Genomic DNA, 19,576 nt, shown 5'->3' with positions numbered 1-19,576 from the left:
TCGCATGGGGGTAGGTCGGGTACTTCGACCGTAGCTCTGCATCTTCTCAAGTCGAGGCTGTCCTTACGAATCACCGCCGTGAGCGCCGCTGTTCGCCAGCTGGCTCCTGCCGTGTGGTGTCCTGCCCTGCGCCCCTGTTTCCTCACTGCTCGGGGCCAAAGCCCGCGCCGCCGGCCGCGTGGCTCTTTGCGCAGTGCGGCGCGGGCAGCGGGAGCGCGCTGGACCAGACGCATCTCGCTGCGGCCATGGCAGCATGTGTCGCGCACGGCCGCCGAGGCGCTGGCACCAGTCGGCGTCGCCGATCTCGCCTCTGGGTCAGCTGTACCGGTCGGCGTAGCCCGCCGCGAGCGGGTTGACCAGCTCTGCGAGACACTGGAGAGGTCCAAGGTCCCCGCTTCGCCACGGTCAAGAGCACCAGGGGAGGGACCCGGTAATGGGCCAGAAGGTAAACCCGCACGGGTTCCGGCTCGGCATCACCACGGACTTCAAGTCCCGTTGGTACGCCGACAAGCTCTACAAGGACTACGTCAAGGAAGACATTGCCATCCGTCGGATGATGACGTCTGGCATGGAGCGCGCCGGCATCTCGAAGGTTGAGATCGAGCGCGCCCGTGACCGCGTGCGTGTGGACATCCACACCGCTCGTCCGGGCATCGTCATCGGCCGCCGTGGCGCCGAGGCCGACCGCATCCGCGGCGACCTCGAGAAGCTCACGGGCAAGCAGGTCCAGCTGAACATCCTCGAGGTCAAGAACCCCGAGATGGACGCTCAGCTGGTTGCTCAGGCCGTTGCCGAGCAGCTCTCGTCCCGCGTCTCCTTCCGCCGCGCCATGCGTAAGAGCATGCAGTCGGCGATGAAGGCCGGCGCCAAGGGCATCAAGATCCAGTGTGGCGGCCGTCTCGGCGGCGCCGAGATGTCCCGGTCCGAGTTCTACCGCGAGGGTCGTGTGCCGCTGCACACGCTGCGCGCGAACGTGGACTACGGCTTCTTCGAGGCCAAGACCACCTTCGGCCGTATCGGCGTGAAGGTCTGGATCTACAAGGGCGACGTCAAGAACCTCGCCGAGGTCCGTGCCGAGAACGCCGCGGCCCGTGCGGGTAACCGCCCGGCCCGTGGTGGCGGCCCGGCCGACCGTCCGGCCGGTGGTCGTGGTGGCGAGCGTGGCGGCCGCGGCCGCAAGCCAGCCGGCCGCGGTAAGGAGCACACGATGGCTGAGATCGTCAGCGCTCCCGATGCAGGTGGTGTCATGGGTCGTCGTGTCAATAGTGAGAAAGTTCAGCAGGCCGATCTGGATGCGGCACCGGTCCGGGGAATCGCCGCCCGTAAACAAGTGGACCTGCTACTGCCACCTGATTTGACGGCTGTCGATAACCAGAGGATCAATTTTTGGATTCACGAAAGACGCCGCAATCCTAACCAGCCACTGAGGGTGGGCTGCACTTACACCGGATATTTCCGAGTGGGTGACATCGTCCTCGAAAATCTAGCTATCGAGCAGACCCACCCACCTACGGACGATGTTCCACCTGACGGCCTCGGGACCGTTTGGCTCGTAAGATCATCAACTGTCGTCTTTCATGCAGACCCGAAGCAGAAAGCTGGGATTGTCGAAGTAACAAGAAATCGAGAGGGCGACGAGAGTCACTCATTGGCAACCTTCGAGCTGCAGATTCCGGTAACGGGAAACTCTGAAGACCGGACGCTACTCTTGACTCCACTTACGAGTCATAAGCCCCGGATCGATGTGATGGTCCTCGCTGGCAACGATGTTTATAGGGAAGCCGTCATCCACCTCCGGGTGGCCGAAGGGGACATGCGTACGGAGACAAGCGGCAGCACCGCGGTGTGAGGCAGCATCGAAGAGGTGTATCGACGGTAGAGGAGGATCTAATGTCATCCCGAAAAAATGCTGCGCGGGATGGGCGCACTCCCTCGAGTAACGCCGTCGAAGGATTGCCTGCCAGCTCACTTACCGAGGAACGGCATTACCCAGCAGCCCATACGGGCCTCCTCATTCCCCCTGAGTGGAAACCACCAGCGAGAACTCTGACATTGACTCTCTTTCCTCCGTGGGCTTGGTGGAGTCTTGCAGGCGCAGGCCCGTACGGCACAGTCGACAACGGCTCAGTCGAATGGGGGCTAGACGTAAAACAGGTGGGTAACCGTATATCTGCAATCCAGAGAGCCTTGGGAGCAGTCTGGGAAGAGAGCCCAGAGTATTTTGACGACATCGATCGAGATGATTTCATCAACCGCCTGGACAGCTTTTCCCCTGCTATCGGCTGGCAGGAGCCCATCGACAAGGCGACGGAAGAGCACCATCAAGCGTGGGAGACCGTCGCAAAGAGCAGCAAGATGAGAGATCTTGCCGACTGGGGCTGGGTGCTATTTGAGCAAATATTCCCGCCGGGACACAAGCTGCGCCGGAAGATTGACGCGCTCGACCCCGGGGACTTCCTGCATATCAACTGGTACTCCAAGCACCAAGCCGTGCGAGTTCCATGGTCGTTGCTGCACAGACACGAACCGCCCAGCGAAGGTTCACCTGTAGACCCGCTTGACTTTCTCGGGCTGCGGCTGCGGATAGCTCACAAGTGGCACGACCCGCCAGGAGAAACATCAAAAGCTCTGGAGTCAATCCCGAACGAGTCCGAGTCGCCCCGGGCTACTCGTGCACACATATTTTATTGGGGATCGGGCGGCACGGCAGCGACCGCACAAGAACATCTGCAGGATCTGGAACAGTGGTGCACGTTGCCTCTCCCAACAGGGGGCGAGAACCCGAAAGAACAGGTTTGTCGATTTCTTAAGACTCCTGGGCCGCGGCCCGTTGCACTGATTTACGTATATTGTAAGTGCTCGACAGGGTCCGCCTCCGGACCAAATCTGCTTTTCGGGAACACCCCAGAACCTGCGAATGAGCTCAGCCTCGCCGACCTCGGCACCGGTTGTATCGAAGATCATCCACTGGTGTTCATCAATGCATGTGACACGGCATCTTCTCATCCATTCTTCGACAAGAATGAGATCCAAGAGAGGTTTTTTAGGCGAGATTGTCGCGCGTATGTCGGCAGCGAGTGCAAGGTACCCATCAAATTCGCGGCGCGCTTCGCGGTAACATTCTTCCACTTCCTTTACTTGCGACCAGGCGACACGCCGACTCCAGCCGGCGAGGCGCTGACACGAGCGAGGAAGTTCTTCTGGGACGAATACAGGAATATTGGAGGCCTATTCTACAGCTACGTCAACGACTACGACCTCTTCATGGCCCCCGACGAAGACGTAGCTGCACTCCGGCGATCCGCGATCGTATAGCGTCCGAGCTTCCTCATTTGCGCGCTTAGGAGGTCTCCATGCTAGAAGACAACGTCGATGACGTCATGGTGAGATTCGCCATCAGCGATACGCGACATCGCCTTCAGATGGCGCAGGACCCGGCGACATCGAATGCTGTGCGAGCTTTGCTCGGCAACAAGGCATTCATCGAGTTGGAGCAACTCTCGCGAAGCATTCCTGGCTACCATTTGGCCGCCGAGGCGCCAACTGATCTGATATTTGTGCCCGGAGTGATGGGCAGTACGTTGGCGAGTCTCGGGTTGGCCGGAATCTGGTGGTTCGACTTTCGAAATCTCCGGCACATCAATGATCTGCGGCTTTCGGTTGACGGGGTGGAAGACGAAAATCCGGCGCATCGAGTGGCCCCCGTTGCGGTCGATGTAGTCTACGAAGCATTTTTCGCCGCTGTAATAAAGCATGAAAGCTTCGGTGCTCTCGGATTTCCCTACGACTGGCGAAAGCCGCTCGTTTCGAGCGCGGAGCGCCTTCGGGAAGACATCCTGAAGGTTAATTCATTGAATGGTCACAGGCCCGTACATCTTGTTGCTCATAGCATGGGTGGTCTTGTCGTCCGGACCGCACTGATGCGCTTCCCGGAGCTGTGGCGCTGTATAGGAAAGGTAGTATTCCTTGGCACTCCACACTACGGATCACCCGCTATTGGAGGATATCTCAAGAATCATCTTTGGGGCTTCGAACGAATGGTTTTGCTTGGAAAGCTTCTGAGTCGCGAGACGTTCAGGTCGATGTGGGGCGTTCTCAGTCTCTTGCCGGCACCAGTTGGCGTGTATCCCGGAACGCGTAATGGAGAAACTCGGCCGGGCGTCGCACAGGTCGGCGGCTACGCCCATCCATGCGGAAATTTCGATTTTTACCGCGCTTCGGCTTGGAATCTCGGACTCTCTAGCGAGCAGGAAGATCAACTGCAGCGTTTGCTCAGTGCCGCGGACGCGCATCACCGTGAATTGTATTCATGGCACATGAATTTGGATCAAAGCTACCGCAACCGGATGGCCGTCATCGCCGGCGTTGGATTCAATACGTTGTTCCGCCTTGCGTACAACCGGCGCCTCGGCATTCTATGGGAACATATGGATCGTGTGACCCTCCGAAATTCCACAGACCGACACCGCGAGGGCGATGGTCGTGTACCACTGCCGTCTGCGGAACTAGATTGGGTTCAGACTCGATATGTGCACGCCGAGCATGGCAGCCTCCCTACGATCCCCCTAATCTATGATGACGTCCTGCGGTTTCTTTCAGATCAAGCCATGCAGTTGCCCACCACTCCGCAATCAGCTCTCCAGACGCACCTCGCTGGTGACGTCTTGGCCAGCACTACGCCAGCGCTGATCGGCACGCGGGTTCGCCATGGTGAAGATCCGCATGACCCGGGCTATCTCGATTTTCACTCCCCGCCTGAAGCGGAGGTCCAAGTGCTGGAACGAGAACTGAGGCTTGGCGAGCTTCCAGAGTTTGCTCGCCTGAAAATTCTGTAAGCCCATAGAGCACCGCACGCCTCGGGGCATGGCGGAATTGGTCGAACGTGCGGTAGCGGCTTGTTAGGCTGGCCACCCGCCGTGATTCGATTGGTGTACCGGCCTGGCGTCCAGCAGGACCTGGGCAGCGGCGGCGACTCCTTGCAGAGGCAGCCAGACGAGGTTCGCGTAGGGCCCCCGTTGCTGAGCTGATGTCCCGGCTGGTTGCCAGCAGTAATCGCACCCATGCGGCCGGATTCGGCCGCGGTAGTTGGCGATTCCAGGAATCGCGTCACTTAAGGCAGGATCGCCTTCAACTGCTTGATCCGTACGGTGCCGCACGGGGGTCCGGTAGGCGGCGGACATTACCGGCCGCCGCAGCCTGCTCGCGCAGACGCGTGATCTCGTCGTGCTGGGCGGCCAGTCGGGAGATCGCCAGCGTCTTGAACGCGGTCAGCTCAGCCAGTTCCGCATCGCGGCTGGCGACCCGTTCTGTCAGCTTGGCGACCTGAGTCTTGAGCCGTTCGATCTGGGCGACCCGCGGGTCGACGACCTTTCCGGCCTCCTGGAGAGCGCGGAGCCGTCGCTCGAACTCCTCGCCAAGGTGCTGGTAGGGGCCGGGCCGGGCGGATCCGTTGCGGGCCTTCTTCGGATAGAACGCGGTCCGGCTCACCCCGGCCTCGGCGGCCAGGGTCTTGAGATCGCACTTGCCGCCGGGCGGCAATTCGCCCGTCAGCAGCCGGTCCATCGCTGCCCGGATCGCTGCCTCGTTGCGGCTCTTGGCGTCTTCGCTGATGCGGGGCATCTTCAGTCCTGTCCGTATCCGGTGCCAGCGGTGATGATCTCTTCCACGACCTGCTGGGCCCGCTCCACTTCCGGCCGCAGCCGGGCCTTCTCTGCCTTCGGGAAGCGCGGGTTGTCCAGGAAGACCTTGCTGTTGGCCGCCTTGCTCTGCCACACCGGCAGATGGCAGGGGTGATGGGTCGCCTGCGGGCAGCGGGCCGAGTCGCACATCCCTGCCAGCGGTTTCGTCGCATTCGGGGTTCCGGCGAGCTTGAGACACAGCGCTTTCGACGGGTCCCGGAACCAGCAGTAGTTCGCGGTCTGCAGATGCAGGCTCTTGGACTGCTGCCGCAGCAGCATCTCGAGGCGACGCTCGTTGTCTAGCACCGCCGCCGTGCCGGGATCATGCTCGGTCAGGGCGTCGTCGATGTGCTCGAAAGCCTTGATCAGATCGCGGGCTCCGGGCCCGGCCGGGAGCTTGCCTGCCCGGTAGTCGGCAAACGCTTGCGACGTCAGCTCCAGATGATGCTGTTCCTGGGCCTGCTCGACGTCCGCCAGCAGCGTTCCCTGCGAGCCGCCCGGGCGGTGTGCGTAGCCCTCGGTGGTGACCACGGACACGTGCTTGAGGTGGATCTTCGCGGCGAGGAGCCCGCCAGGCCGATACGCGAGGGCGAGGGCGAGGGTGCGGCGGAGCATGCGGCCGTTGACCGGGCCGGCGGGAATCGGTGCGAGTCCGAGCCGCTGGCCGTCGGGGCCGTTGACCCATTTCCGCAGTCGCGCGTGAAGGAAGTCCGTGGGCGATCTCGGGAAGACCCAGCTGTCGCCCTCGGCCCGGTTGATGCGGGCAGCCAGCTGCACGGCCCGGTACGCGGGCTCGAGGACCACCCATTCCTCACGTACGCCGCCCAGTTCACGGCCCTTGATCAGTTTGGCGGCGAGTTTGAAGCGCTGCGTGTCGCCGGAAACGGTGACCGGGGCCTGAGGGGAGGCCACCGTCAGCTCGTCCAGCTCACCTGCCCGCATCCCGCTGATCGAGGCGACCAATACCCGGCAGGCCGCCAGGACCACGAACGCCAGGTCGCGCAACCGGTGCCCGGTCAGCGGCAGCGTCCACGGCACTATCGCCGGCTCGTCATCGTGACGGGCGACCAGGGCCGCATCCCGGCCGAACATGCCCGCGACACCGACTTTCGCCACCGCGTCCTCGAACATCGGCCTCACCTCATCCAGCATCCGGTCAGGCAGACTCGAGTAGTTCGACCGTTCGTTGACCAGCTGGTTCAGGTGGACCCGAAGCAGCGGATCGGACGCGTCCCACCCCTTACCTATCCGCTTGGTCACGTGCCGCTCGTCCAGCTCCGGCAGCGGCTTCCCCTGCCGTACATACGTTGCCAGGACCTGGGAGAGCGTGCGCCGCAAGGGAGCGGAGAGGTGCCGTGGTGTTGATGAGTTTGTCTCCTCCCGCCTCTTCAGCATGAGCTCGAACTCGTCGGCGACCAGTGGCCCCAGCGTTTCCACCACATAGAGGGCGGCGGCCACGGTGGGCTGGAACACTTCCTCGGCCACCGGGGGAACCGAGTTCTCGCCCTGGTTCTTCCAGCCCGCCACATCCGTGATCGAGTTTCCCTTCCACGGGACGAAGCCCGGCCGGTAGGCGGCGGCCGTGAACAGTTCCCGGTAGAAGGCCAGGTTCCGGACCGGCTGCAGGATCGTCAGCATCGTCCCGGCAGTGATGGGCCCCGACCCGCGCGTATTGCGCTTCCGCTGCAAACGCACATCCCGGTAGACGTCGCAGTGTTCCTGCATCACCTCACCCAGATCAGCAATCCCTTGGGTGGTCAGGAAGTTCAGCCAGCGGACCAGCTGTACGGCGATGTTGAAGCACGACGGGGGCTTGAACTTGGAACGGATCGCATCCGGCTGGGCGAGAACCCGTTCGTGGCCGGGGACGGCCAAGGCGAACATGTACTCCTTCGCGGTCAGCCGGAACGCGGGGTCGGTGATCGGCCTGAAGTCCAGGCGTCTGGCGTTGGTCCGCACACTCTTGGGCATGTCCTTGAGGCCCGACAGGTCCCAGAAGTCCTCATCGAAGCTGGGCCGCGGCCCGCCGGGCAAGACCTCCCAGCCCGCCGCCTGGCACACGTCCAAACCGGCGAAGGGCGAGGCCGCCGCCCAGTGGGCCGGGATCGGCCCACTGGGCATCGTCACGACAAGATGCTGGGCGGTCATGCGGTGCTCTCCTCGGGACGCAGGGGGAGTTCGGCATCGTCGTCGGCGACCTCCATGGACGCCGACGCAAGCACCGCCGGATCGAAACGGGGCAGGATGTCGTGATCGAGGCGGTCGGCGTACGGGCCGAAGACCGCCAGGAACTGGTCCACGGTCATCCGCCTCGACTGCCGGGCGAAGTACGCCTTCAGCCGCAGCAGATTCGCCGCATGCCGCGGCAGGAACACCGACAGCGGGCACAGCAGACACACCCACGGCCGGGCCGGGCACGGCTTGCCCTTCGGCCCGTGCAGCCCCGCCAGCTGGTTCGAGCACGCCGCGGTGAACACGTCCATCTCCCCGCCCAGCAACTCCGCCACAGCCCCCTCATCAAGGCCTAGACGGGCCAGCTCCTCGGGCCGGGAGGCGGCGAACGCGGCGGCTTCGGCCTCGTCCAGCACGATCGCGGGCCGTGCCCGCCGCAGGATGTCCCCCTGGGCGTCCTCGATGATCGTCTCCACCGCCTCAGCCTGGGCCGGCGTGGTCGTCGAGACATAGTGGCTGCCCTCGACACCCGTCGTGTGGTTCGGATCGATCTTCGTGCGGCCACTCCAGCCCTTGCGGGCCAGCATGTTGTGGTACGTCGTCCGTATCCGTCCGGCATGCACCTTCAGTGGCTCTCCCGCATCTGTCATCAGCCCCAGGTTTCGCGACAGGTGATCGCGGGCCTTTTTCCCGCTGGCCGGGGACGTGATCGGGGATTGGACGCCGAGCCGGATGCGCGGCTGGTCGGGCGAGTGCTCGTTACTCAGGAAGATCCACACGTGATCAGCACGGTCGGCCGGTGCGAAACGGCGAAGAGGTTCCGACAGCTCCAGCCACCGCTCCAGCAGCCGAATCGCTCGCGCTGGCAGGTTCACCGACTCCGGCCCCCGGCGCTTCTTGACATAGTCCATCAACAGCGTGCGGTCCCCGGCCCAGGTGAAATCCTCCAGCCCCAGGTCACGAATACCGTCCGAGACCACCCCGCTGTAGACACCGAGCAGGACACGCAACCCGTACACCGCGGCAACATCAGGGAACAGCGCGGCCCGCACAGCGATGAACTCGGCCCCGACTCCGTCGCGGAACGCGTCGACCTTCACACCGAGCTCTGCCGCGGCTGCCGCGACCTTCAACGGTCCCCGGTGAAGCAGCAGCCAGGCGAAGTTCTGCCGGTTCACCCCACGATCGGTGTCGTCGGGGCCGAGCTCGGCCAGCGCCAGGGCCTCACGGTGGGCGGTGAGCAACTGCCCCATGCGGCTTCGCAGAGCCGCCTCGATCCTCTGCCACTCGCCCTCGGTGTACGGCTCGAGCGGCTTCCCGCCGTCCGGCTTCTTGATCGGCCTCCCGTCCAGATACTCCTGGAGGCCGGGGTCGACCCGCTGGCCACAGCCCTGCAAGAGGGCGCGCGTGCGCTGGACCCGGATGCCGGTGGAGGACATCCAGTACTGCAGCATCACCGGCTTGGTCAGCTCCTCCACCCCGCCGCTGAAACCGGCCTCGTGCAGCTCGTTCACCATGCGCCTGATCGCGGACGCGTACTGCACCGCCCCGATCCGCCGCTTGACCGTCCCCAGCGGATGGATCAACTGCACCATTCCCAGGGCAAGGTCCTTCGCCAACTGGGGATTTTGCGTCGTGTCCAAACGCGCTGTCCACGTAGTGCGGTCCGGGAAGGTGCACTCCACCCGCAGCGGCTCCAGCTCAACCCGCGTCACCATGAACCGTCGCCGTCCTCATCGTCGTCGAACTCGGCTGCCGCCTCGGCGGTGTCGGCGCCGCTGTGCCGGCCTGCATCGCGGTAGACATCGCGGTAGATCCGGTGCACATCCAGCCGTGCGAGGTACATTTCCGTGGTGGTTACACTCGTATGGCCCAACAGGTCACGCAGCACCAGCAGCGGGTCCTGCTTCGTCAGGTACAGGGCCAAAGCCGCGTCCTCGTCCGCATCGGACACCAGCGCCGCAGCCCGCGCGTAATGGCCCTTGACCAGCTTCTCCAGCGTTGCCATGGCAAAGGTGTGCCGCAGAACGTGGGGCGTCACGGTCGGGAATCGGGGCTCGAAGTCCCGCCGAATACGGGCTGACGTGCGCCGGAACGTCGTAGCCCAGTCGACGAACGGAGTCCCGTCCGACTGCACCGCGATGATGGCCGGAGTGCCCTCCGACGTCACCATCCGCAGCCGTTCGTTCAGCGTGAGCTTCCGCCACGACACCCGCCGGCCGCCGACCGTGCCGCCCTCCCAGTCCGGCACCGTGACCGGCAGAGGGCCGCCAAGCTTTGCGTCCGGCGTGTACTCGCGGCCCATCAGCACAGCGGCCCGGTCCAGGTCCATGTACTGCCTGATCTCCATCAGCGCCGCGTAGTCCGTCCACGTCTCCCGCGCCTTCTTGCCCTTCGTGATCTGCGCGGCCAGCGGAAACCGGACCGGGACAGCGCTCCGCCGAGCCGGAAGCGTCGGCAGCTCGTACGACAGCAGGTGAGTGAACTCCTGCGAACGTAGTCCGCTCGAGATCACGAACGACGCCATCGCCGCATTACGGCCCAGATGACGGCCACGGAAGCCGTCCGGCTCACCATCGGGACGCAAGCCCGCCAGCGCCCGTACGAACATCTGGCTGAAGTCCGCCTCGAGGTACTTCACCCTCGCGTGCGGCTTCGCCTGCCGGAGCGTCGCGGTGTTGCGGCGAGTCTTCTGCATCCCGGCATCGGTGTAACGCCGCACGATCGCGTACGTGAAGGGCTGAACGGTGCAATGCCCCTGGTCAACAGCCCACTCGTAGAACCGCGCCACCGTGTTGATGTTCAGGTTCCACGTGCCCTCGTCCCACCTGGCCTTCAGGGGACCGGCGAACCGGTACTCCGAGAACGAACTCAATGCCGCCCGAACCTCGTCCCTTTCTCCGAACGGATCAACACCCCGCTCGTCCAGGAACTCCAGCCAGTTCCGTACGGCCTGGGCGTACGTCTTCCACGTCTTCTTGGCCGGGGCACCGCTGATCGGCAGCTCTCGGAACCAGGAGTTCGCCACCGCAGCAGGCCGAAGCTTGCCGGCTTCCTCTAGGACCAGGTCCTCGTCGATGAGCACGGGCATGCCTTCGGGGATCAACGGCCGTCGGCCCAGGCTCCAGGTGTCCCACTCGTTGGGACTGTAGAAGATCAAGTGCATCCCTGGACCGTATGTATGAGACACGATCGACTGCAAGGGACTTCAAAGAAGCGAGTCGCCCCAGCCTGGGTCTTTGAGACACGGCAACTAAGCAACGATTACGTCCGAGTACGCGATGGGGACGATCGCGGCCTGCGGCTTCGCGGCGGTGCTCTACAAGGTGGTCACGAGCGACATGGTCTCGTCGGCTCTGGAAGCGGTCGTGGGGAGGGCGCTCAATGTGCCGTTCTGAGGCCGTGGGACGGGCGGACCAGGGCTATGTCACGGCGGAGGCGGCCGTGGTGGTGCCGGCGCTGGTGCTCTTCGCGATGACGCTGGTCTGGGCGCTGATGGCGACCGCCGCGCAGATCCAGTGCGTCGACGCGGCGAGAGCGGGCGCCAGGGCCGCCGCGCGGCAGGAACCGGAGGGCACGTCGGTCGCGGCGGCCCGGCAGGCGGCACCGCGCGGGGCGCGCGTCACGATCGGCCGGGAGGGAGATCTGGTCCGCGTGACGGTGGAGGCCCCCACCCCCGGCATCGGCTCTCTGGCACTGACGATACGGGCGGAGGCGGTCGCGCTGGCCGAGGAGAGCGTGGGGGTGGCGGCGTGAACGGGAGGTGGGGCCGGCGGGATTTCCGGGACGACCCCGATGTCCAGGACGGCCGGGGTGGCGCTGGTCGTCGGTGCGGGCGGGGAGTGCGGGGTGGGAGGAGTGACCAGGGGGCGGCGACGGTGTTGGCTGTTGCGGTCGTGGCTGTGCTCGGGATCGTGTTTGCGGGGGCGCTGGCGATGGGCCAGGCGGTTGTGGCGCGGCATCGGGCCGGGGGCGCCGCGGATCTGGCGGCGCTCGCGGCGGCTGGGCAGTGGATGCGAGGGGAGGCCGCCGCCTGTGGTCGGGCGGCCGAGGTGGCTGCGGCTCAGGAGGTGCGCCTGGTGAGGTGTTCCGTGTCCGGCGAGATCTCCGACGTCACGGCGGAGGCCGGTACAGGGCCCTACAGCGTGGCTGTGAGGGCCCGGGCAGGGCCGACGGGACATCCCGGCGCGGGATTCACTCGGAGGGCCTCTCAGGGACTTCAGGGGACTTCGGCGCATCCGGCGCATCTGGGGTAGCCGGGGTAGCCGGGTGGTCAGGGGCCTCAGGGTTGGTCGGGGCTCCCTTGAGGAGGACGGTCAGGAGGCGGACGGCGGCTCGTTTGTTGAGGGGGTCGTTGCCGTTGCCGCACTTGGGGGACTGGACGCAGGAGGGGCAGCCGGCCTCGCACTCGCAGGAGGCGATGGCCTCACGGGTGGCGGTCAGCCACTGACGGGCCGTGTGGAAGGCCCGCTCGGCAAAGCCCGCGCCGCCCGGATGGCCGTCGTACACGAACACCGTCGGCAGCAGGGTGTCCGGGTGGAGCGGGATCGAGACCCCGCCGATGTCCCAGCGGTCGCAGGTGGCGAAGAGCGGGAGCATCCCGATGGACGCGTGCTCGGCGGCGTGCAGGGCGCCGCCCAGCTGCTCCGGGTTGACACGGGCGGCGTCGAGCTGGTCCTCGGTGACCGTCCACCACACGGCGCGGGTCCGCAGCGTACGGGGAGGGAGGTCGAGTTTGGTCTCGCCGAGCACTTCGCCGGTGATGAGTTTGCGACGGAGGAAGGAGACGACCTGGTTGGTGACTTCGACGGAGCCGAAGCAGAGGCGGCCTTCGCCCCAGGGGATCTCGGTGTCCGTCTCCAGGACGGAGATGGCGGTGATGTCCCGGGCGGTGGTGGAGTACGGCGGGTTCGCCTCCTCGACCAGGGCGACAGCGCCGTGCGGGTCGTCCAGGTCCAGGTGCCGCACCAGGTACGTACGGCCCTGGTGGAGGTGGACCGCGCCGTCGTGGACGGACGCGTGGGCGGCCGACGCGTCGACGGTGCCGAGCAGCCGGCCGGTGTCCGCCTCGACGATCTGGACGGGGCGACCGCCCTCGCCCCGGATGTCGGTGAGGTCGGCGGCCCGCTCGCGGCGGGTCCAGTACCAGGACCTGCCCCGGCGGCGGAGCAGGTTGGCGGCCTCCAGCTGCGGCATCAGGTCGGCGGCGGCCGGGCCGAAGAGCTCCATGTCGGTGTCGGTGAGCGGGGCCTCGGCGGCGGCGGCGCACAGGTGCGGGGCCAGGACGTACGGATTGGCCGGGTCGAGGACGGTCGATTCCACCGGCCGGCGGAACAGGGCGTCGGGATGGTGGACGAGGTACGTGTCCAGCGGGTCGTCGCGGGCCACGAGGACCGCCAGGGCGCCCTCACCCGACCGGCCGGCCCGGCCCGCCTGCTGCCAGAGGGAGGCGCGGGTGCCCGGGTATCCGGCGATGACGACGGCGTCCAGGCCCGACACGTCGACGCCGAGTTCCAGTGCGGTGGTCGCGGCGAGGCCAAGGAGCCGGCCGGAGTGCAGGGCGCGTTCCAGGGCGCGGCGTTCCTCGGGGAGGTAGCCGCCGCGGTAGGCGGCGACACGCTGGGGAAGCGAGCGGTCTACGGCGGCCAGGCGTTCCTGGGCGATGAGGGCGATCAGCTCGGCGCCACGCCGGGAGCGTACGAAGGCGACCGAGCGCACTCCCTGCACGGTCAGGTCGGTGAGGAGGTCGGCGGTCTCGGCGGTGGCGGTGCGGCGTACGGGTGCGCCCTTCTCGCCGTGCAGTTCGGTCAGCGGCGGCTCCCAGAGGGCGAACACCAGTTCACCGCGCGGGGAGGCGTCGTCCGCCACCTCGTGGACGGGAACGCCGGTCAGGCGGCCCGCGGAGACGGCGGGTTCCGCGGAGGTGGCGGAGGCGAGCAGGAAGACCGGGTTCGCGCCGTAGCGGGCGCACAGGCGGCGAAGACGGCGGATCACCTGGGCGACGTGCGAGCCGAAGACACCGCGGTAGGTGTGGCACTCGTCGATGACGACGAAGCGCAGGGCGCGCAGGAAGGAGGCCCAGCGGGGGTGGGAGGGAAGTATCCCCAGGTGCAGCATGTCCGGATTGGTGAGGACGTAATTGGCGTACTGACGTACCCATTCGCGTTCTTCGACCGGCGTGTCGCCGTCGTAGACCGCCGGCCTGACGGCGTTGCCCAGCGGCGCGGCGAGGGCCTTCACCGCCCGGCGCTGGTCGGCCGCGAGGGCCTTGGTGGGGGAGAGGTACAGGGCCGTCGCGCCACGCCCGTTCGGTGCCTCGGAGCCGTCGAGAAGCGTGGTGAGGACGGGGGCCAGATAGGCGAGCGACTTCCCGGACGCGGTGCCGGTGGCGATGACGACGGACTCGCCGTCCAGGGCGTGCTCCGCGGCCTGCGCCTGGTGGGTCCACGGGTGCTCGATCCCGGCTGCCTGAATCGCCGCGATCACTTCGGCACGGATGCGGTCGGGCCACACCGCATGAGAACCCGCACGTGGGGGCAAGTGCTCCGTATGAGTGATGCGCGAGGACCGGCTCCCGCCCGCGGTGAGCCGGTCGAGGACCGTACTGGGAGAAGGGCGCGCGCCCGCGTTCTCCGTAGGTCTGCTGGGACGGTGATTCTTGGCCATCGGCACCGAGTGTGTCACTGGCGTGACGGACAATGGTTCCAAGGCATCGTGCATGCCTGCAGGTAAGTGATTGAATGCCATCGCGGCTGGCGTTCCGTCCTCTGGCTCCGCCGGGGAGACCTCAGGGGGGCGGCCGCTCGATAGCAAGGTGCTGGAGGATCCGTGGACCTGTCCCTGTCGACTCGCAACGTGTCTGGACCTGGTGGCGACCGCACGGTCGTCGAGGTCGGTGGCGAGATTGATGTGTATACCGCGCCCAAGCTGCGCGAGCAGTTGGTCGAGTTGGTGAACGACGGCAGCTACCACCTGGTTGTCGACATGGAAGGCGTGGACTTCCTCGACTCCACCGGGCTCGGCGTGCTGGTGGGCGGACTCAAGCGTGTCCGGGCCCATGAGGGCTCGCTGCGACTGGTCTGCAACCAGGAGCGCATTTTGAAGATCTTCCGAATCACCGGACTGACCAAGGTGTTCCCCATTCACACCTCGGTCGACGAAGCCGTCAACGCCACCGACTGACGGCTTCCGGGAGAGACCGGAAGAAGGAACAGGGGCACCGGGCCGCAGGCCTGGGGCCCCTGAGAAGCACGCCCGTACGTCCGAGGGGGACCGCAGATGGCCACCGTTGAACTCCGCTTCAGCGCCCAGCCCGAGCACGTCAGGACGGCCCGCCTGGTGGCGGCCGCCGTGGCGCGCCGGGCCGGGGTGGACGAGGCGGTGCTGGACGAAGTCCGACTCGCGGTCGGCGAAGCGTGCAGCCGTGCGGTGGGACTGCACCGCAGCAATGGCATCTCGGCTCCGGTCCGGGTCGCACTGACCGAGGAGGAGAAGTCGTTCTCCATCGAGGTCGGGGACGAGGTGCCTGGTTCGGGAGGCGGTGCTGCCGGATCGGTTCCCGGGGTGCGCAGCACCACGGGGCCCGGGGTGGACTCCGGGAATGCCGGAGCCGACTCCGACGCTGATTCGGACGGTGAGGACGAGATGGGGCTGGCGGTCATCAGTGGACTCGTCGACGATGTCGAAGTCGTCACCGGCGCGTCCGGTGGCACCATCCGCATGAGCTGGCCGACGGCGTCGGCGACCGTCGTCCCCTGATGTTCTGCCGGTCCCAGCGGACCGGATCTTTACGTGAGGCCCTGCTGAGCAGGGCCTTTCGTATTTCCCTAGATCTTTTCCGGAGATCGTTCCTGAATCGCCAATGCGTTTGCCCCATTACCGATTTTGAGGGGATTGCGGGAACGCGATCATTTGCTGAGTGGCAAGCGAAGGTCAATTCGGTTTGCGGCGCTCTGTTTTGATCAGGTTCCGCTCCCTACAATCCGTCCACATCTTGAGCTCTGAGCGTCAAGGAGGACGAATGGCGGGGCTCTTCACATCGGATCAGCTGGACCACCCCTCTACTCTCGCGGCAGCGGTACTCACCGACGAGAACCGGATCATCGTGATCGTCATCGCCGTAGTGGCACTGGCGGCCCTGGTCGTCGCCCAGCTGCTGGTACGTCAGGTACTGGCAGCCGGCGAAGGCACCGACAAGATGAAAGAGATCGCGGCAGCCGTGCAGGAAGGCGCGAACGCCTATCTCGCCCGGCAGTTGCGCACACTCGGCGTTTTCGCCGTCGTCGTGTTCTTCCTGCTCCTGCTGCTTCCGGCCGACAACTGGTCGCAGCGCGCCGGACGTTCCGTGTTTTTCCTGGTCGGCGCCCTTTTCTCGGCGGCGACCGGTTACATCGGGATGCGGCTGGCCGTACGCAGCAATGTGCGCGTGGCAGCCGCCGCGCGTGAAGCCACCCCGGCCGAGGGTGAGCCGGAAAAGGACCTGACGGCCGTCGCGCACAAAGCGATGAAGATCGCTTTCCGTACCGGCGGCGTGGTCGGCATGTTCACCGTGGGTCTCGGCCTGCTCGGTGCCTCCTGCGTCGTCCTCGTCTACGCGGCCGACGCGCCCAAGGTGCTGGAGGGCTTCGGGCTCGGCGCCGCGCTCATCGCGATGTTCATGCGAGTCGGCGGCGGCATCTTCACCAAGGCCGCCGACGTGGGCGCCGACCTGGTCGGCAAGGTCGAACAGGGCATCCCGGAAGACGATCCGCGCAACGCCGCGACCATCGCCGACAACGTGGGCGACAACGTCGGAGACTGCGCGGGCATGGCGGCCGACCTCTTCGAGTCGTACGCCGTGACGCTCGTCGCGGCGCTCATCCTCGGCAAGGCCGCCTTCGGCGACGCCGGACTGGCCTTTCCGCTGATCGTTCCGGCGATCGGCGTGGTCACCGCGATGATCGGCATCTTCGCGGTCGCCCCGCGGCGCGCCGACCGCAGCGGAATGACGGCCATCAACCGCGGCTTCTTCATCTCCGCGGCGATCTCCCTCGTCCTGGTGGCGGTGGCGGTCTTCGTCTACCTGCCGTCCTCGTACGCCGACCTGGACGGCGTGACCGACGCCGTGGTCAAGGGGCATGACGGTGACCCGCGGGTGCTGGCGCTCATCGCCGTCGCCATTGGCATCGTCCTGGCCGCCCTGATCCAGCAGCTGACGGGGTACTTCACCGAGACGAACCGGCGCCCCGTCAGGGACATCGGCAAATCCTCGCTGACGGGCCCCGCCACCGTCGTCCTGGCCGGCATCGCCATCGGCCTGGAGTCCGCCGTCTACACCGCGCTGCTCATCGGCCTCGGCGTGTACGGCGCCTTCCTGCTCGGCGGTACGTCGGTCATGCTCGCCCTCTTCGCGGTCGCCCTGGCGGGCACCGGCCTGCTCACCACCGTCGGCGTCATCGTCGCGATGGACACCTTCGGCCCCGTCTCCGACAACGCCCAGGGCATCGCCGAAATGTCGGGCGACGTCACGGGCGCGGGCGCGCAGGTCCTCACCGACCTGGACGCCGTCGGCAACACCACCAAGGCCATCACCAAGGGCATCGCCATCGCCACCGCGGTTCTCGCGGCGGCGGCGCTCTTCGGCTCGTACAAGGACGCCATCGCGACGGCGCGCGACGACGTCGGGGCGAAGGTGAGCGAGCTGGGCCTCCAGATGGACATCTCGCAGCCCAACAACCTCGTCGGCCTGATGCTCGGCGCCGCGGTCGTCTTCCTCTTCTCGGGGCTTGCGATCAACGCGGTGTCCAGGTCGGCGGGCGCGGTGGTCTTCGAGGTGCGGCGGCAGTTCCGCGAGCATCCGGGGATCATGGACTACACGGAGAAACCGGAGTACGGCCGCGTGGTCGACATCTGCACCAAGGACGCGCTGCGGGAGCTGTCCACTCCCGGTCTGCTCGCCGTCCTGACGCCGATCGCGGTCGGCTTCTCGCTCGGCGTCGGCGCGCTCGGCGCGTTCCTCGCGGGCGCCATCGGCACCGGCACGCTGATGGCCGTCTTCCTCGCCAACTCCGGCGGCGCGTGGGACAACGCCAAGAAACTCGTCGAGGACGGCCATCACGGCGGCAAGGGCAGCGAGGCCCATGCCGCGACCGTCATCGGTGACACGGTCGGCGACCCGTTCAAGGACACCGCCGGTCCGGCGATCAACCCGCTGCTGAAGGTGATGAACCTGGTCGCGCTGCTCATCGCCCCCGCGGTGGTGCAGTTCAGTTACGGCGCCGACGCCAACGCCGGGGCGCGCGCGGTGGTGGCGACGCTCGCCATCGTCGTCATCGTCGGCGCGGTGTACGTCTCCAAGCGGCGCGGAATCGCCGTGGGTGACGAAGACAACTCCGGAGGTGTCTCCGGACGGGTGCCCAAGCCGGCGGATCCGGCGGTGGCGTCCAAGGTCGTCTCGTAACACTCGTAGGACTCGTCATACCTGCTCAGAAGGCGGGCGGACGGCGCGTGCTGATGCGGCGTCCGCCCGCCGGCCCTGTTCCGGCGGGCGTTTTCGTGAGGCGTCTCTCCCTTGGTGCAAATGGCTTCAATAGCCCATGGACCGGACGTACGGCATGCGGATGTCGCCCACTTGGCGTGTATGTTCCGGGGCCGAGAGCCTTGGAAGGGACCAATCCGGTGAACAAGAAGTTTGCGGCCGCGCTGTCCGGCGGTGCGGTACTGGTAATGGCGCTGTCCGGCTGCGGCGGTGACGACAGCGACGACAAGGTCAACGACTGGGCGAAGACGGTCTGCGACCAGGTGCAGCCCCAGTTGAAGAAGATCTCGGACGCCAACACCTCCATCCAGAGGCAGACCGCCGACAACAGCAAGCCCGCCGACGTCCAGAGGACGGACTCCCGGGCCTTCCAGCAGATCTCCGACGCCTACAAGGCGATGGGCACGGCCGTGGACAAGGCAGGCGCCCCGCCGGTCGACGACGGCGAGACCACCCAGAGGGAAGCGGTCAAGGAGCTCAACGACTCCTCGGCGGCGTACGCCGGCCTGAAGAGGCAGGTGGACGGGCTCGACACCAAGGACCAGGCGAAGTTCGCGGACGGCCTCAAGGGCGTCGCGGACGAGCTGAGCGAGATCAGCAGGAGCGGCGACCAGGCGCTCCAGAAGCTCCAGTCCGGCGAGGTCGGCAAGGCGATGGCCAAGCAGCCCGGTTGCCAGAAGCCGGGCGCGAGCAACACCGCCTCGCCCGACGCGAAGGCGTAATCAGGACGCGCACGGCCCTGACGCGCCCCAGTTGTGGCTCGTACGGCCCCGCCGCGCGGCCCGGCATCCCGAACAGATGCTGTTGGTTAATTCGGGCCTGTGCGTGACGTCGGCCTTCAAGACCCGGTTGTGGTCTTGAAGGCCGACGTTGTCGTGTGGGGTGGGTGCGGATGTCGATGCAGCCGAAGGGGTCCGGGGAGATCCCGGCGGAGACGGTGCGGGTGGCGCGGGCCGCGTTCCCGAAAGGGAGCCTGGCGATCCGGGTGCGGGACGAACTGGGGTCGTTGTTCAGCGACGAGCAGTTCGCCGGTCTGTTTCCGGTGCGGGGGAAACCGGCTTGGTCACCGGGGCGACTGGCGATGGTGCTGGTGTTGCAGTTCGTGGAGGGGCTGACCGACAGGCAGGCCGCGGAGGCGGTGCGGGCTCGTATCGACTGGAAGTACGCGCTCGGGCTGGAGTTGGCCGATGCCGGTTTCGACTACTCGGTG

General features: G+C 66.3%; 14 protein-coding genes and 2 pseudogenes. 11 read left to right on the top strand and 5 right to left on the bottom strand.

Annotation, left to right across the window (positions count from 1 at the left end; translation table 11 throughout):
• Positions 1–433: 433 nt before the first annotated feature.
• The 3 genes and pseudogenes from rpsC to J7E91_RS05830 form a co-directional block, all read left to right on the top strand.
• Positions 434–1,183 (top strand): annotated as a pseudogene (gene rpsC / locus J7E91_RS05840) (30S ribosomal protein S3); the annotation flags it as partial.
• Positions 1,184–2,187: 1,004 nt separating this feature from the next.
• On the top strand, positions 2,188–3,315 hold the full coding sequence (locus J7E91_RS05835) for a CHAT domain-containing protein (protein WP_214899719.1): 1,128 nt from the start codon (positions 2,188–2,190) through the stop codon (positions 3,313–3,315).
• Between the two features lie 38 nt (positions 3,316–3,353).
• Entirely contained in the window at positions 3,354–4,835 is a 1,482-nt protein-coding gene (locus J7E91_RS05830) for an alpha/beta hydrolase (RefSeq protein ID WP_214899717.1), read from the top strand.
• Between the two features lie 292 nt (positions 4,836–5,127).
• On the opposite strand, the gene J7E91_RS05825 is transcribed toward J7E91_RS05830, so the two are convergent.
• The 4 genes from J7E91_RS05825 to J7E91_RS05810 form a co-directional block, all read right to left on the bottom strand.
• The gene (locus J7E91_RS05825; RefSeq protein WP_214899715.1) at positions 5,128–5,619 is read right to left on the bottom strand and encodes a hypothetical protein; all 492 of its coding nucleotides are present in this window, start codon (positions 5,617–5,619) and stop codon (positions 5,128–5,130) included.
• 2 nt (positions 5,620–5,621) lie between these two features.
• Complete coding sequence (locus J7E91_RS05820) at positions 5,622–7,826, bottom strand: site-specific integrase (protein ID WP_214899713.1); 2,205 nt, start codon at positions 7,824–7,826, stop codon at positions 5,622–5,624.
• Positions 7,823–9,469: a hypothetical protein gene (locus tag J7E91_RS05815; protein WP_214899711.1), complete on the bottom strand. Its 1,647-nt coding sequence runs from the start codon at positions 9,467–9,469 to the stop codon at positions 7,823–7,825. Before J7E91_RS05815 ends, J7E91_RS05820 begins: the two co-directional genes overlap by 4 nt.
• 92 nt (positions 9,470–9,561) lie before the next feature.
• Positions 9,562–11,016, bottom strand: coding sequence for a site-specific integrase (locus tag J7E91_RS05810; RefSeq protein ID WP_214899710.1), 1,455 nt, complete (start codon positions 11,014–11,016; stop codon positions 9,562–9,564).
• A 100-nt stretch (positions 11,017–11,116) separates the two neighbouring features.
• Here J7E91_RS05810 and J7E91_RS05805 point away from each other — a divergent pair.
• The 3 genes and pseudogenes from J7E91_RS05805 to J7E91_RS05795 all read left to right on the top strand — a co-directional run.
• Positions 11,117–11,248: pseudogene (locus J7E91_RS05805) on the top strand (DUF4244 domain-containing protein); the annotation flags it as partial.
• Positions 11,235–11,606, top strand: a complete 372-nt coding sequence (locus J7E91_RS05800; protein ID WP_214899706.1) for a TadE family type IV pilus minor pilin — start codon at positions 11,235–11,237, stop codon at positions 11,604–11,606. The pseudogene J7E91_RS05805 and the gene J7E91_RS05800, both read left to right, overlap by 14 nt.
• Complete coding sequence (locus J7E91_RS05795) at positions 11,603–12,106, top strand: Rv3654c family TadE-like protein (RefSeq protein ID WP_374224630.1); 504 nt, start codon at positions 11,603–11,605, stop codon at positions 12,104–12,106. The genes J7E91_RS05800 and J7E91_RS05795 overlap by 4 nt, the downstream gene beginning before the upstream one ends.
• Here J7E91_RS05795 and J7E91_RS05790 read toward each other — a convergent pair.
• A complete protein-coding gene (locus J7E91_RS05790; RefSeq protein ID WP_214899705.1) occupies positions 12,045–14,597 on the bottom strand; it encodes a DEAD/DEAH box helicase in 2,553 nt (850 codons plus the stop codon). The two genes, J7E91_RS05795 and J7E91_RS05790, sit on opposite strands and share 62 nt — an antisense overlap.
• A gap of 81 nt (positions 14,598–14,678) precedes the next feature.
• On the opposite strand from J7E91_RS05790, the gene J7E91_RS05785 reads away from it, so the two are divergent.
• The 5 genes from J7E91_RS05785 to J7E91_RS05765 form a co-directional block, all read left to right on the top strand.
• Positions 14,679–15,032, top strand: a complete 354-nt coding sequence (locus J7E91_RS05785) for an STAS domain-containing protein (protein ID WP_028810414.1) — start codon at positions 14,679–14,681, stop codon at positions 15,030–15,032.
• 96 nt (positions 15,033–15,128) lie between these two features.
• On the top strand, positions 15,129–15,608 hold the full coding sequence (locus tag J7E91_RS05780) for an ATP-binding protein (protein WP_214899704.1): 480 nt from the start codon (positions 15,129–15,131) through the stop codon (positions 15,606–15,608).
• 262 nt (positions 15,609–15,870) lie between these two features.
• A complete protein-coding gene (locus J7E91_RS05775) occupies positions 15,871–18,288 on the top strand; it encodes a sodium-translocating pyrophosphatase (RefSeq protein ID WP_214899703.1) in 2,418 nt (805 codons plus the stop codon).
• A gap of 218 nt (positions 18,289–18,506) precedes the next feature.
• On the top strand, positions 18,507–19,088 hold the full coding sequence (locus J7E91_RS05770) for a small secreted protein (RefSeq protein ID WP_214899702.1): 582 nt from the start codon (positions 18,507–18,509) through the stop codon (positions 19,086–19,088).
• A gap of 170 nt (positions 19,089–19,258) precedes the next feature.
• Positions 19,259–19,576 (top strand): transposase (locus J7E91_RS05765; RefSeq protein ID WP_214899701.1); only part of this gene is annotated, 318 nt, incomplete at its 3' end.

It is taken from the genome of Streptomyces sp. ISL-99 (assembly GCF_018614005.1).
In the GTDB taxonomy this organism is placed as follows: domain Bacteria; phylum Actinomycetota; class Actinomycetes; order Streptomycetales; family Streptomycetaceae; genus Streptomyces; species Streptomyces flavidovirens.
Note: the sequence above shows the minus strand (reverse complement) of the source record. Positions and strands in the feature narration are given on the sequence as shown.